This window comes from Candidatus Latescibacterota bacterium, assembly GCA_020633725.1.
In the GTDB taxonomy this organism is placed as follows: domain Bacteria; phylum Krumholzibacteriota; class Krumholzibacteriia; order JACNKJ01; family JACNKJ01; genus VGXI01.
Genome location: JACKDC010000006.1, coordinates 116,795 through 130,000, shown reverse-complemented (window position 1 = coordinate 130,000; position 13,206 = coordinate 116,795). Strand labels below are relative to the sequence as shown.

12 protein-coding genes are annotated in these 13,206 nt (G+C 69.6%); 8 read left to right on the top strand and 4 right to left on the bottom strand.

Features of this window, described 5'->3' with window-relative positions:
• The first annotated feature begins 73 nt into the window (after positions 1-73).
• The 8 genes from pgsB to H6693_12965 all read left to right on the top strand — a co-directional run bounded on the left by pgsB (position 74) and on the right by H6693_12965 (position 10,019).
• The gene (gene pgsB, locus H6693_13000) at positions 74-1,258 is read left to right on the top strand and encodes a poly-gamma-glutamate synthase PgsB (GenBank protein MCB9517100.1); all 1,185 of its coding nucleotides are present in this window, start codon (positions 74-76) and stop codon (positions 1,256-1,258) included.
• On the top strand, positions 1,255-1,728 hold the full coding sequence (gene pgsC / locus H6693_12995; protein ID MCB9517099.1) for a poly-gamma-glutamate biosynthesis protein PgsC: 474 nt from the start codon (positions 1,255-1,257) through the stop codon (positions 1,726-1,728). Before pgsB ends, pgsC begins: the two co-directional genes overlap by 4 nt.
• A complete protein-coding gene (gene pgsW, locus H6693_12990) occupies positions 1,709-2,833 on the top strand; it encodes a poly-gamma-glutamate system protein (protein MCB9517098.1) in 1,125 nt (374 codons plus the stop codon). The genes pgsC and pgsW overlap by 20 nt, the downstream gene beginning before the upstream one ends.
• 8 nt (positions 2,834-2,841) lie before the next feature.
• The gene (locus H6693_12985; protein MCB9517097.1) at positions 2,842-3,723 is read left to right on the top strand and encodes a hypothetical protein; all 882 of its coding nucleotides are present in this window, start codon (positions 2,842-2,844) and stop codon (positions 3,721-3,723) included.
• 6 nt (positions 3,724-3,729) lie between these two features.
• Positions 3,730-5,292: a hypothetical protein gene (locus H6693_12980; GenBank protein ID MCB9517096.1), complete on the top strand. Its 1,563-nt coding sequence runs from the start codon at positions 3,730-3,732 to the stop codon at positions 5,290-5,292.
• Positions 5,293-5,318: 26 nt separating this feature from the next.
• Positions 5,319-7,718 carry an SUMF1/EgtB/PvdO family nonheme iron enzyme gene (locus H6693_12975; protein MCB9517095.1) on the top strand — a complete coding sequence of 800 codons (2,400 nt, stop codon included), beginning with the start codon at positions 5,319-5,321 and terminating at the stop codon, positions 7,716-7,718.
• Between the two features lie 51 nt (positions 7,719-7,769).
• Positions 7,770-8,864 (top strand): DUF1624 domain-containing protein, encoded by a 1,095-nt coding sequence (locus H6693_12970; protein MCB9517094.1) that lies wholly within the window; start codon positions 7,770-7,772, stop codon positions 8,862-8,864.
• A gap of 126 nt (positions 8,865-8,990) precedes the next feature.
• On the top strand, positions 8,991-10,019 hold the full coding sequence (locus tag H6693_12965) for an IS1 family transposase (protein MCB9517093.1): 1,029 nt from the start codon (positions 8,991-8,993) through the stop codon (positions 10,017-10,019).
• Between the two features lie 70 nt (positions 10,020-10,089).
• Here the strand turns inward: H6693_12965 and H6693_12960 are convergent, their stop codons facing one another.
• From H6693_12960 to H6693_12945, 4 genes are read right to left on the bottom strand one after another with little or no spacing between them, the layout of a single operon-like run.
• A complete protein-coding gene (locus H6693_12960; GenBank protein MCB9517092.1) occupies positions 10,090-11,124 on the bottom strand; it encodes a chemotaxis protein CheB in 1,035 nt (344 codons plus the stop codon).
• Positions 11,124-12,020 carry a protein-glutamate O-methyltransferase CheR gene (locus H6693_12955; GenBank protein ID MCB9517091.1) on the bottom strand — a complete coding sequence of 299 codons (897 nt, stop codon included), beginning with the start codon at positions 12,018-12,020 and terminating at the stop codon, positions 11,124-11,126. The genes H6693_12960 and H6693_12955 overlap by 1 nt, the downstream gene beginning before the upstream one ends.
• Positions 12,017-12,625: a response regulator gene (locus H6693_12950; GenBank protein ID MCB9517090.1), complete on the bottom strand. Its 609-nt coding sequence runs from the start codon at positions 12,623-12,625 to the stop codon at positions 12,017-12,019. Before H6693_12950 ends, H6693_12955 begins: the two co-directional genes overlap by 4 nt.
• The gene (locus H6693_12945; protein ID MCB9517089.1) at positions 12,622-13,110 is read right to left on the bottom strand and encodes a hypothetical protein; all 489 of its coding nucleotides are present in this window, start codon (positions 13,108-13,110) and stop codon (positions 12,622-12,624) included. The genes H6693_12950 and H6693_12945 overlap by 4 nt, the downstream gene beginning before the upstream one ends.
• Between the last annotated feature and the right edge of the window lie 96 nt (positions 13,111-13,206).

The window sequence follows — 13,206 nt, the reverse complement described above, 5'->3', positions numbered from 1 at the left end:
TGTCGACCGGGCGGCGCCCCACGGTGAGAGCCGAGGCGCCGCCCTGCGGGCGCGAGCCCGCGGGAATCGGGCCATGAAGCTGATCGTGCTGCTCTTCATCCTGCTCACCGCGCTGGGCGTCTGGGAGACCGCGCGTCACCGTCGCGTGCGCGCGCGCGTGCCCGTGCGCATCCACGTCAACGGCAGCCGCGGCAAGAGCTCGGTGACCCGGCTCATCGCCGCGGGGCTGCGCGCCGGCGGTCTGCGCACCTTCGCCAAGACGACGGGCTCGGCCGCGCGCGTCATCCTGCCCGACGGCCGCGAGACCCCCGTGCGCCGCCGGGGCTCGCCCAACATCCGCGAGCAGCTGCGCATCTTCCGGCGGGCGGCGGCCGAGCGGGCCGAGGCCATCGTGCTGGAGTGCATGGCCGTGCGGCCGGACCTGCAGTGGACCTGCGAGCACCACATCGTGGGCGCCACCATCGGCGTGATCACCAACGTGCGGCCCGACCACCTGGAGGTCATGGGCCCGCGCATGGAGGACGTCGCCCTCAGCCTCTCGGGTACCGTGCCGCGCAACTCGCTGCTGGTGACGGCCGAGGACGACTTCGCCGACCTGCTCGCCCGCCGCGCCGAGGCCCTGGGCTCGCGCTTCGTGCAGAGCGATCCGACCACGGTGACGGACGAGGAGCTGAGCGGCTTCGCCTACGTCGAGTTCGCCGAGAACCTGGCGCTGGCGCTGGCCGCCTGCGAAGCCGCGGGCGTGGACCGGCGGCAGGCGCTGGAGGGCATGTGGAAGGTGCAGCCGGACATCGGCGCGCTGCTGCCCTACCGCTGGGAGGAGGCGGGCAAGGCGCTGGAGTTCGTGAACCTCTTCGCGGCCAACGACCCCGAGTCCACCGCCTTCGTCTGGGAGCATCTGGGGCTGCCCGAACACGAGGACGAGGCGATCGCGCTGATCAACATCCGGGCCGACCGCATGCGCCGCAGCAAGGATCTGGCGCCGCTCTTCGGCCGGCGCATCAAGGCCGCGCACTACCTGGTGATCGGCGAGCAGACGGACGTCTTCGCCGAGATCCTGCGGCGCGAGGGCGTGCCGCGGGCGCAGATCGTCCAGCAGCCCGGCCGCGACGCGAACGCGGTGCTCGGGCGAATCCTGAGCCTCACCGGCGAGCGGCCCCGCTCGCGCGTGGTGGGGCTGGGCAACATCGGGGGCGTGGGCGTGGAGCTGCTCGATCTCGTGGAAGCGCGCTGCGCCGCGCAGGGGAGGATCGTATGATCTACCAGGCCATCGGTCTGGGGTTGGTGGTCAGCCTCGTCTTCTCGGAGATCCTGGGCCTGGCGGCGGGCGGGCTCATCGTGCCCGGCTACATCGCCCTCTACCTCGACCAGCCCCTGCGCATCGTGGGCACGATGATCGCGGCGCTCATCACCTTTGCCACCGTGCAGCTCCTGAGCCGCTTCATCCTGCTCTACGGCCGGCGGACGCTGGTCTTCTGCGTGCTGGCCGGCTTCATCTTCGGTTACCTCACGCGCTACCTGCTGCTGGCCGGCGACCTGATGGGCCTGCCGGTGGACCTGACGATCATCCAGTCCATCGGCTACATCATCCCCGGCCTCATCGCCTACTGGATGCTGCGCCAGGGGATCGTGGAGACGCTCTGCACCATGCTGATGGCCGCCTTCATCGTGCGCCTGGCGCTCGTGGTGGCTCAGGGGGGTGGGCTCATTGACGTCGCGATCCGATAGGCGGCGGCAGTTCGTGCTGCTGGGCCTGGCTGTGCTGGCCATCGGCCTGCAGCTCGTGCTCGACATGACGCGCAAGCCCGTCCGCCAGCGCGACTACGCGCTCAAGCTCGCGGCGGCCGAGAAGGCCGAGGAGGCCTACGAGACCGTCCGCCGCCAGCGGCACATGGTGGGCGCGGTCATCGACATGGTGAACGACCCGGCCGGCACGGGCCTCATCGGCCCCGAGTTCAGCCTCATCACCAACGCGCAGGGCGTGCTGGGCTCGAAGCTCACGACGCTGAACCCCAACTGGGCGGGCGTGATCGTCGGCTACCTGCGCCGCTGCGGGCTGAAGCCCGGCGACCCGGTGGCCGTGGCGATGAGCGGCTCGTTTCCGGGGATGAACATCTGCGTCTACGCCGCGCTCGAGACGATGGAGCTGGCGCCCGTGGTGGTCACCTCGGTGGGCGCGTCCATGTGGGGCGCCAACGCGCCGGACTTCACCTGGCTGGACATGGAGACGCTCTTCCGCGACGAGAAGGTCTTCCACATCCGCTCGGCCGGCGCCACCTTCGGCGGCGGCGACGACATGGGCCAGGGCCTCAGCCCCGAGGGGCGCGAGCTGCTGAGGGAGGCCATCGCGCGCAACGGGGTGGAGTTCCTCGCCTCCGACAACATCGAGGACGCCATCACCAAGCGCATGACCTTCTACGAGGAGAAGCTGCGCGGCCGCCGGCCCAAGGCCTACATCAACGTGGGCGGCGGCGTGGCCAGCCTCGGCAGCAGCCGTAACAAGGTGCTCATGCCCGAGGGGCTCAACTTCGACTTCGGCGTGCGCAACTTCCCCCGCAAGGGGAACATGATCCTGATGGCCGAGCGGGGCGTGCCCGTCATCCATCTGCTCGACATGCAGGACCTGGCGCGCGAGTCGGGCCTGCCCGTCGCGCCGGACTGGCGGCCCGCGCCGGGCGAGGGGGAGGTCTTCGTCAAGGAGAGCTACCGCCTCGCGCTGGCCGCGCCCTTCCTCGTGCTATACTGCGCGATCTGTGTGCTCGTCCTGGCGCCGGAGCTGCGCCGGGGCATCTTCGACCGCTGGAGCGGCAAAGTGGACGGTGATTCGGTATGAGATCCGCCGTGTTGATGGGAGTCCTGCTGCTCGCGCTGGCCGCGCCGGCCGACGCGGCCTGGCGCAGCGTCAAGCCCGAGTCGGGCGCCGGCTCGGCGTGCCTCTCGGTGAAGAAGCACGACTATCAGTACACCCGACTGGACGCCTCCGAGCCCATGCTGCTCGAGGTGCGCGGGCCGCGCCGGGTGAAGATCATCACCCGCTATCTCTTCGGGCCCGACGACTCCGACACGGGCAGCTACACCCTGCGCGTGCTGATGGACGGCGAGGAGGTGCTGCGCCGCACCTACACCAGCGGCGTGCTGACGAGCGTGACCCGCTGCGGCGAGGGCGGCGAGGTGGCGGCCCTGCGTCGGTCCACGCTGCGCGTGCCCACCGGGAGCCATCACCTGCAGGTCTTCGCGGAGCCCGCGGGCAGCGGCCAGGTGGCCGCGCGGGCCTATCGCGAGGTGAAGCGCGCCAAGGTCAAGGACGTGGCCTACGCGCCCGAGCAGTACCGCGCGGTGGCGCAGCTGCAGTTCGCCAGCGGCACGATCTCCACCTACTACCACTTCGACGCGGACGCCCCCCTCGGCTTCGCCGTGACCGGTCCCACCACGCTCAAGGTCTACACGCGTCTCGACTTCGACCACACGATGAACGGCGCGCAGAACTACTCGCTGGAGCTGCTGCGCGACGGCGAGAGCGTGAACACCTATCACTATCACGCCACGAAGCTCAGCGCGGCGGCCTACATCGAGCGGCCGGAGATCCTGCCCGGCGACCGCAAGCTGCTGCGCATCAACGTGCCGCGGGGACGTCACCGCTTCGAGCTGCGCTGCGTGCGGCCGGAGGCCTGCGGAATCGCCGCGCAGATCCGCATCCCCGACGCCGACGTCAAGCCGAGGTAGGTCGTCATGCGCCGCATTCTCCCCCTCGTCCTGCTCCTCGCCCTCGTCGCGCCGCGGCCAGCGCGCGCCGACCAGGAGCTCTATCCCCAGGGCAAGCCGACGAAGGTGCTCGTGGGGCGCGAGGGGGCGAGCGCCACCTACACGGTGGTGTCGGACCGGGAGGTGGTCTTCCGTCTCGAGGGTCCGGGCACGCTCAGCGGCTTCGCCAAGACCCACTACGACAGCACGGACACCGACGAGAAGCACGGCGTGCTGCGCCTGGCCGGCGTGCCCGGCCTGCCCGCCCAGATCGCGCTCGACATGCCCGCCTCCCGCGTCGGCGGCTACGCGGACGACCGCGCCGGCAGCCCCAGCCGTGGCGATCGCCTCTCCCTGGCGATCCCCGCGGGGCGGCACGAGCTGCGCCTCACGGGCAGCGTCGACGGCGGCGGCCCGCTCTTCGTCGCGCTCTACTTCGAGGGCCCGGCGCAGTGGGGCACGAAGATCCCCCGCCCGCGCAAGCCCTACGAGCGGCTGGGTTTCGTCTGGGGGATGGACGCCAGCCTCGACTTCACCTACGACGACAACGCCTTCAAGATGTCCGAGGCGTTCATCGAGGAGTACCGGGAGCGGCGCTACTGGAACGAAGAGAAGTTCCAGAAGGTCGATCGCGTGGAGGACGTGATCCTCTCCCCGGGACTCAGCCTCGAGGGCAGCCGCAAGATCTGGGACACGGGCCAGACCCGTCTCGCCTTCCGCTACGCGCGCGACCAGTACGTCTACAACACCGCGCTCGACAACCACGAGTTCCGGGCGGGCGTGCGGCAGTTCTTCGGGCGCAACAGCCTGGAGGTCTACTACAGCTACAGCCCGTCCAAGTATCTGCGCCAGCTCAACGACCGCCCGCCGCTCGTCTCGAGCAACACCCCGGTGGTGAGCGAGCAGTTCCGCCTCGAGCGGAACCGCATCGTGAGCGCCTGGCGGCAACGGGTGAGCAAGGACCTCAACGTCACCCTCGGCTTCACGCAGAAGCTCTACTACTACAACAAGCCGCACCTGGAGAACGACATCAACAGCCAGGGCCTGGACGTGGACGTCTACTACAGCTTCACGCGCAGCCTGCGGCTCACCGTGTCCTACGGCTTCGAGAACGCCACGGCGCGGGCCATCGACGTGGAGGGCGAGGACGCGCTCACCAGCCCGGCCTCCGACGGCACCTACAAGGGCAACACGTTCAACAGCGAGCTGCGCTGGCGGCCGCGGCAGAAGAGCATCAAGCGCTGGTTCCCCGACCTTCGCGCGCGCGCCCAGTACGGCGTGGACTACTACTCCGCCAAGGGCACGAGCACGATCTCGGACGACACCTACCACGTGGGGCGGCAGGACAACTACTACACCTACCAGCTCAAGAGCTACCGGCCCCTGCCGGCGTTCTTCCGCAGCTTCGGCCTGCCCAAGGACGTGGACATGAGCTACGGCTTCTCCTACGCCCAGCGCGACACGGACTCCCCCTGGTGGGGCGACATCAAGGAAGACAAGAACTGGATCAGCCGCACCTGGTGGCTGGGCTTCAGCACCACCCTGTTCTAGACCATGATTGAGGATGGAGGACGAGCATGCAGCCGACCCGCCTGGCGGCCCTGGCCCTGGCGACGAGCCTGACGCTATTCGCCGGTAGCTGCGGCAAGCAGGACCTCTACGAGCTCCCGGATTCGCCCTACCCCGAGGTGGGGCACCTGCCGCTGCCCAGCATCAACGAGAACGTGGAGATCCTCGGCGACTACGCGTTCATCGCCGCGGGACAGGCGGGCCTCCACGTGGTGGACCTCGCCGATCCCGCCCATCCGCAGCTCGTGCAGACGCTCAACACCACGAAGTACGCGGACGGCATCAAGGTCGTGCGCACCTTCGTCGGCGGCGTGGTGCAGGACATCGCGCTGGTGGTGGAGGGCACCGAGGGCATCACCAGCTACGACATCACCGACCCGCCCAACACCGTGTCCTTCAACCAGGGGACCACGGCCGTGGATGGCAACGGCATGTTCGTCATCCAGCACGAGGACCCGGACGAGCCCTACGAGGTGTTCCTGGCCGAGAGCTGGAAGGGCGTGCGCATCTTCGAGTCGCTGCCCGCCTTCCCCGGCGTGCTCGCCTACAACGGCGTCTTCGCGGGGACGCAGGGCTACGCCATGGGCATCGCCGTCAAGGACGGCTACGCCTACGTGGCCGACGACCAGATGGGCCTCGCCGTGCTCGACGCCCGCGTGCTCGCCCTCGGCTCGGTGGAGCTGGTGTCCTGGGCCGACACGCCGGGCAACGCGCTGGCCGTCTCGCTCTGGGACGACTACGCCTTCGTGGCCGACAAGCGGCAGGGCATGGCCGTCTTCCGCATCAACGGGCCGGACACGCCGGTGCACGTGGCGCAGATGCCGCTGGACGGTTGGTGCCAGGACATCGTGGTGCGCGACGACATGGCCTTCATCGCCGCCAACGACGCGGGCGTGCACGTGGTGAACGTCCACGACCCCGCGCACCCGGTCTACGCCGGCAACGTGCGCAGCAGCAACGCCACGGGCGTCGCGGTGGGCGCGAACGGCGTGGTGCTGGTGACCGACGAGGACGACGGCCTGCTCGTCCTCAAGGGCCCGGCCTTCGACGATCTCACACCGCCCGGGGCGATCTACACGCTGGAGGCGGAGGCGCTCAGCACGTCGTCGGTGGGGCTCGCCTGGAAGGCCACCGGCGACGACGGGACGCTCGGCCGCGCCAGCGGCTTCGAGCTCCGCTATGCGGCCGCGCCGATCAACACGGCCGCCGCCTGGGACGCGGCCACGCCCGTGACCGGCCTGCCTCTGCCCGGCGACCCCGGCGACGCCCACACGTTCACGGTGGGCGGCCTGTCGGGCGACACCGAGTACTTCTTCTGCGTCCGCGTCACGGACGACGAGGGCCAGCAGTCCCCGCTCGGCCCCGGCGCGAGCGCCACCACCTTCCCGACCGGCACCTTCCTGTCGAACCTGGCCGTCACGCCGGAGTTCGGTGACGACGAGGCCACCTACACCTTCACCGTGCTGTACTCGGACACCGATGGCGACGCGCCCGTCACCCACGATCTCGTGCTCGACGGCACGCCCGTGGCCATGACCTACGTGTCGGGCGAGTACACCGACGGCGCGCTCTACCAGTACGCCGGCCTCCTGGCGCCCGGCCAGCACAGCTACAGCGCCGCCTTCGACGACGGCAACGGCCACGCCCCGGTGACCGACACCGCGCAGGGGCCGCTGGTGGGCGACGAGGTCTACACGATGGGCAGCCCCCCCGGCGAACCGGGTCAGGATGCCGACGAGCGGCAGCATACCGTCCTGCTGTCCCAGCTACCTGTGGCCGAGGCCACGGAGGTCACCCAGGCCCAGTGGAAGGCGCTCATGGGACCCGCGCTGCCGGACTCGACCTTCCTGGGCGACACGCTGCCCGTCCTCGGGCTGACCTGGTACGAGGCGGTGAGCTACTGCAACGCCCGCTCCGTGGACGAGGGCCTCACGCCCGCCTACACGGTGGAAGGCGCGGACGTCAGCTGGAACACCGACGCCGACGGCTACCGCCTTCCCACCGAAGCCGAGTGGGAGTGGCTCTGCCGCGCCGGCAGCGGCACGGCCTTCCACAACGGCGCCATCACCGATCAGAACTGCGACGACCCCGTCCTCGACGCCTCGGGCTGGTACTGCGGCAACTCCGGCGACGCGCCCCAGACCGGCGCCGGCCTGCTAGCCAACGCCTTCGGGCTGTCGGACATGCACGGCAACGCGATGGAGTGGTGCTGGGACTGGTACGCCGGCTACCCCGCCGACCCGGCGCTCGACCCCCAGGGGCCGAGCGCGGGCTTCCAGAAGGTGGCGCGCGGCGGCAGCTGGTACGTCCAGGCCAAGTTCTGCCGCTCCGCCGCCCGCGAGGGCGTGCCGCCCGATTCGCGTCTCGACACCGTGGGCCTGCGCGTGGTGCGCACGGCCGGCAACTAGGGAACCCGCCCCGGCGCGAGCCGGGGCGCCGTCCGCCGGGAAGGACCTGCGATGGCCGTCAAGGAACGCTTCCACTTCATCGACCAGTTCCGTGGGTTGATCGGCATCATGATGGCCCTCGGCCACAGCAACGAGTACTTCAACCACATCTGGTACGCCTTCGAATTCCAGGATCCCTTCTTCGGCTCGGGCTCCCAGTTCGGACTGCGCTACATGGGCTACCTCTGCGCGCCCGGCTTCCTGGTGATGAACGGCGCCATGGTCTACTGGGCCTACATGCGGCGGCGCAAGGCCGGCGTGAGCGACTGGAAGGCGCGCTGGCACTTCATCCAGCGCGGGCTCTTCCTTATCGCCGTGCAGATGACGTGGGTCAACTCCGCGTGGAGCGGCTTCGGCTCCTGGCGTCCGCTGCACTGGAGCATCATCGCCTGCATCGGCACCGCGATGATCCTGCTGACGCTGGTGATCAACTGGCACTGGAAGTGGCGGCTCGCGCTGGGGACCGCGCTCATCTTCGGACAGCACTTCCTGCTGCAGATCCCCTACGACTACGACAAGTGGATGCACGTGCCGATGCAGATGTTCATCGACGCGGGCAGCTTCAACCTCTACCCCGCCCTGCCCTGGTTCGCGCTGGCGCTGCTGGGTTCGGTGATGGCGCACTTCTGGTTCGAGGGCTGGAAGACCCACGCCGAGCGCTCGACGAAGAGCATGGTCATCGGCCTGGCCCTGGTGGGCCTGGCGGTGCTCCTGCGCCTGGGACGCGGCTACGGCAACCTGACGCCGTGGTCGGACGTCTTCAGCTGGTCCTTCTTCCTCGAGCAGAAGTACCCGCCCAACACCGTCCACCTGCTGTGGTTCGGCGGCGCCGTGATCTTCATGGTGGGGCTCTTCTGCCGGATCGGGATGCACTCGAACGTGCTGAAGCCACTGGGCGTGATCGGCAAGGTGCCGCTCTTCTTCTACGCGCTGCACATTCCGCTGCTGGCGATCTTCACGCGCCGCCTGGGCTTCTTCTACCGGGAGGGCGCCGTGATCGCGAGCTTCGTGGGCTGGATCGGACTGCTGGTGGTGATGTTCCCGCTGGCGCTGTGGTTCGGCAAGGTCAAGCGGCGCAGCAAGAACTGGTTCATCCAGATGATCTAGTTGTGCCGCGGATGTTGTACCTGGCCCCGGTCCTGCCGGGGCCAGGACATGTTCAAGCCTTCGAGATCATGCAGGACCTGGCGGCCGCCGTTCTGTCCCAATCCCAAGTGCAAGCATCATCACGTCTTGGACGGCCGCTGGCCTTTCAAGCGCCAGGGTGCCTATTACCGGAGCATCAAGCCCTGCCGTGTCCAGCGTTTCCAGTGCACCCATTGCAAGCGCTCCTTCAGTACCCAGACGTTCTCGGTGAGCTACTGGCTCAAGCGGCCTGATGTCCTGCCGCGCCTCTTCATGAAGACCGTCGGCGCCATGGCTAACCGTCAGATCGCCCGTGAGATCCGTGTGGCGCCCAGTACTGTGGATCGCCAGCTCGCGCGATTGGGGAGGCACTGCCTACTCTATCAGAGCAGGCTTCTGGATAGATGCCGTCCGCGGGGCGCTGTGATCGTCGACGGCTTCGAGACCTTCGAATACAGCCAGTACTTTCCCTTCCATCACAATCTTGCCGTCGAAGTGGACTCGAGCTTCACCTTTGGATTCACCGATAGCCCTCTTCGTCGAAAGGGCCGAATGAGGCCGGACCAAAGGAGACGTCGTGCTGCACTCGAAGCCGAGCTCGGGCGACCCGATCCCAAGGCCGTGGAGAAGGGCGTGCGGGAGCTGTTGCGCATCGTCTGCCGCGGGGTTGACAAGCTGACACTCCACACCGACGACCATCGAGCCTATCCCCGCGCCATGCGAACGCTGCAAGTAACATTCGATCACCGTGTCACACGTTCGACCGAGCGCCGCGATGCGGCCAATGACCTCTTCGAGGTGAACCTGCTAGACCTGCTGATCCGTCACAGCAGCGCGAACCACCGGCGGGAGACGATCGCCTGGTCGAAGCGTCGGAACGGGTCGTCCTTGCGCCTGTGGATCCTTGTGGTCTGGCGGAACTGCGTGAAGCGACGACACGAGAAAGGGCCGCCGGTGAGCCCGGCCATGCTGAAAGGCCTGGCTAGGCGACTTCTCGACGTCCATGAGCTCCTGGCGGAGCGGATCTTCCGGAGCCAAGTTGAGCTTCCGGCAAGCTGGTCCGCCACCTATGCCGGCAAGGATGAGACGCCGGCGCTGGGCCTCAATCGCCGTCACGATCTGACATACGCGTACTAGGCCATGGGCTCGGGAAAACGCCCGCACTCGTTTCAGGCTAGCTACATTCTCCGCGGCACAACCAGATGATCTAGGTCAGCCGCTGCGGCGCCGGGAGCCGGGGCAGGAGCCCGAAGATCTCCTTCCCCAGCGTCTCCCCCAGCCGCGGCAGCTCCACCACCTGGTCCACGCTGCCGCTCTGGATCGCCGCGGACGGCATGGCGGGCGCCACGGCCGTGCGTGGATCCTGCGCGAACACGCGTCCCCCGTAGCGATGGATCTGCTGGACGCCGCGCGTTCCGTCGCGGCCGAGTCCCGTGAGCACCACGCCGACGCTGCAGTCGCGATAGACCAGCGCCACGCTCTGGAAGAGCGGATCGGCGGCCGGCTTGACGAAGTTGATGGGCGGCGCGTCGCTGAGGCGTAGGTTGTGCGCCTCGGGATCCACGTACATGTGACGGTCCCCCGGCGCCAGGTAGAGCGTGCCCGGCTCGATCAGCATGCCCTCGGCGCCCAGCATCACGGGCATGCTGGTCTCCGCCTGCAGGCTGCGGACGAAGCTCTGGATCATCCACTCGGGCCCGTGCAGCACCACGAGGAATGCCGCGCGCGGCTGCGGCGGCAGTCGGCGGAAGAACTCGCGCAGCGCGGTGGGTCCTCCGGTGCTCGCCGCCACGGCCACGGCCAGATGGTCCGGCGTGACGCCCCGCCGCGCGGGCGTCCGCACCAGCGGCGGCGCCTCCGGGGCGCTGCGGTCCTGGCCCTGACGGGCGAAGAGCGTGTCGAGCCGAGTGATGACGTCAACCGGCCGATAGGGCTTGGCCAGGTAGTCGTCGGCGCCGGTCTCCAGCGCCTGATGTCGCGCCTCGGTGGACGTCAGCGCCGTGATCACCATGACCAGCGGCATGTGCTTGAGCTTGCCGCGGAGCTCGGTGATGAGCCGCAGGCCGTCCATGCGCGGCATCATCCAGTCGGTGAGCAGCGCGTCGTAGCGCGAGGCGAGGGCCAGCTCCAGGGCCTCCACGCCGTCGGCGGCGCGCTTGACCTCGTGTCCCGCCTTCACCAGCGTGCGCTCCAACAGGAGGGCGCTGGTCCCGTCGTCTTCCGCAATGAGGATCTTGGCCATCAGAGCTCCCGTGCTTCCAGCGAGCGTTCTCGCATCCCCGGCGCGACCGCCCGGGGGTCGTCGTCGGCCAGTCGATAGCTGATCGCGCGGCCGTCGTCCACGGGCGCCCAGCCCGCGGCCGCCATGCCGAGCGTTTCGGTGGCCCCCAGCAGCAGACGTCCCCCCGGGGCCAGCACGCCGCGGAGGCGGGCGAAGAGGTCGCGGCGGAAGGCGTCCGTGAAGAAGGCAGCGGCGTTGCGGACGAGCACCAGATCGAAGGGGCCGAGGCCGTCGACCGGGTCCTGCAGGTTGAAGCTCTCCACACGCACCCGCGCGCGGACGGCCGCGTCGATGCGCCAGCGGCGCTCGTCCCGCGTGAACCAGCGCTCGCGCAGCGCGGGGTCCAGCGCCTCCATCGCGAAGTCGGGGTAGAGGCCCTGGCGCGCCTGGCTCACCGCGTCCTCGTCGATGTCCGTGGCCAGCAGCTCCAGGTGATGGGGGCGCAGGACGTCCGAGCTCCCCGCACGCTCCAGCACGGCCATGGCCAGGGAGTAGGCCTCCTGTCCGGTGGCGCAGGCCGCCGACCAGAGGCGTATGGCCGTGCGGGTGCCGGCGCGGAGTTCGTCCTCCCAGCGCGGCAGCAGGGTCTCCGTGAAGAGACGGAACGGGCCCTCGTCGCGGAACCAGCTCGTCTCGCCGGTGCACATGGACGCGATGATGCGCCGCTTCAGCCGCTGGCTCGACTCGGCGCGCGCGCGCAGCACCAGCGCGCCGAGATCGTCGAGGTCCTCCGCGCGAACGAGGTCGCGCAGTCGGGCCTCGGCCACGTGCAGCTTGGCCATGCTGAGCGAGAGCCCGCAGTCGCCGCGCAGGTAGTCGCGCAGGAGCCGGTAGCCGTCGCTGCGGGTCGGGCTCATTGCCAGCTCTCCGTCAGGTCGAGGTCGAGGCCGGAGGCGCCGGGCAGCGGCGCGCCCAGCAGCGCGTCGATGCGCGCCAGACGTTGGTCGGGCGAACCCTCCGCGCGGATCTCCGCCTGCGCCGATTCGATCCGTCGCTGCAGCTCGGCGAGACGGCGCTCCACGCCCACGGCGGTGCGGGTGACGTCCTCCTCCAGCACCGCCATGGCGTAGCGGTAGTCCTCGATCTCCCGCCGCGACTGCATGAGCTCCTTGATGTTCGCCACCTTCTCCACCAGCAGGTCCACGTGGATGGGCTTGGCCAGGTAGTCCCGCGCGCCCTTCTGCATGGCGGCCACGGCCGATTCCACCGACGAGTAGGCCGTCACCATGATGACCTCGGTCTGCAGGCGCTCGCGCTTGGCGGCCTCGAGCACGTCGAGCCCCGAGAGGCCGGGCATCATCAGGTCGGTGATGAGCAGGTCCACGGGCTTGCTGCGGATCAGGTCGACGGCCTCTTCGCCCGAACCCGCCGCGAGCAGCTCGTCCTCGGGGAAGGCGCGCTGTAGCGAACGCGTCGTGAGGGTGAGCGTGCTGCGGTCGTCGTCCACGCAGAGGATCTTCACGGGCCGATTCCTCCGGGGCTGCTGACGGGAGCGGCCATCCGGCCCAGCGACGCCTCGGCCGCCACCAGGCAGATGGAGATCTCCAGCGCGCGCGGCAGCAACTGCCGCTCGTAGATGATCGCGGCGCGGTCGGCCGCGTCCCGCTCGAGGCACTGCGCGAGGGCCGCGTAGGCCTCCGCGAGCTCGGAGTAGCGCGGACGGCAGCGGCGGCGGGCCAGTTCGAGGTCCACGGGACCGTCCTCGCCCAGCAGCCAGGCGGCGACGACGTGCTCCCCGAAGGGCCCGAGCGCCGGCGCGGCCGGAGCCGCGGCGAGCGTGGTCTCCAGGCTGTCGAGCAGGGCGGCGATTTCCAGCTTCGCCGCGGCGAGTTCGGTACCGGGGGCGCTCTGCGCCGGGACAGCCGCGGCCAGCAGGGGCTGCAGTGCGAGGACGAGAAGCGCGGCCAGCCGAAGCGCTCGACGGCCGACGGGACGTGGGCGAAGCATGCGTCTCCTCGCTGGGGCCCGCAGGGGCGTTCGGGGGGGCTGACGCCCCGCGGATGCTCCGCGGCGCCAGTGGCCCTCCAGCCCGGTATTCGGCCC

Bases quoted from the DNA above. Each gene is read 5' to 3' on its own strand.
- pgsB (MCB9517100.1), top strand. From the start codon at position 74: ATGAAGCTGATCGTGCTGCTCTTCATCCTGCTCACCGCGCTGGGCGTC.
- pgsC (MCB9517099.1), top strand. From the start codon at position 1,255: ATGATCTACCAGGCCATCGGTCTGGGGTTGGTGGTCAGCCTCGTCTTC.
- H6693_12980 (MCB9517096.1), top strand. From the start codon at position 3,730: ATGCGCCGCATTCTCCCCCTCGTCCTGCTCCTCGCCCTCGTCGCGCCG.
- H6693_12975 (MCB9517095.1), top strand. From the start codon at position 5,319: ATGCAGCCGACCCGCCTGGCGGCCCTGGCCCTGGCGACGAGCCTGACG.
- H6693_12970 (MCB9517094.1), top strand. From the start codon at position 7,770: ATGGCCGTCAAGGAACGCTTCCACTTCATCGACCAGTTCCGTGGGTTG.
- H6693_12960 (MCB9517092.1), bottom strand. From the start codon at position 11,124: ATGGCCAAGATCCTCATTGCGGAAGACGACGGGACCAGCGCCCTCCTG.
- H6693_12955 (MCB9517091.1), bottom strand. From the start codon at position 12,020: ATGAGCCCGACCCGCAGCGACGGCTACCGGCTCCTGCGCGACTACCTG.
- H6693_12945 (MCB9517089.1), bottom strand. From the start codon at position 13,110: ATGCTTCGCCCACGTCCCGTCGGCCGTCGAGCGCTTCGGCTGGCCGCG.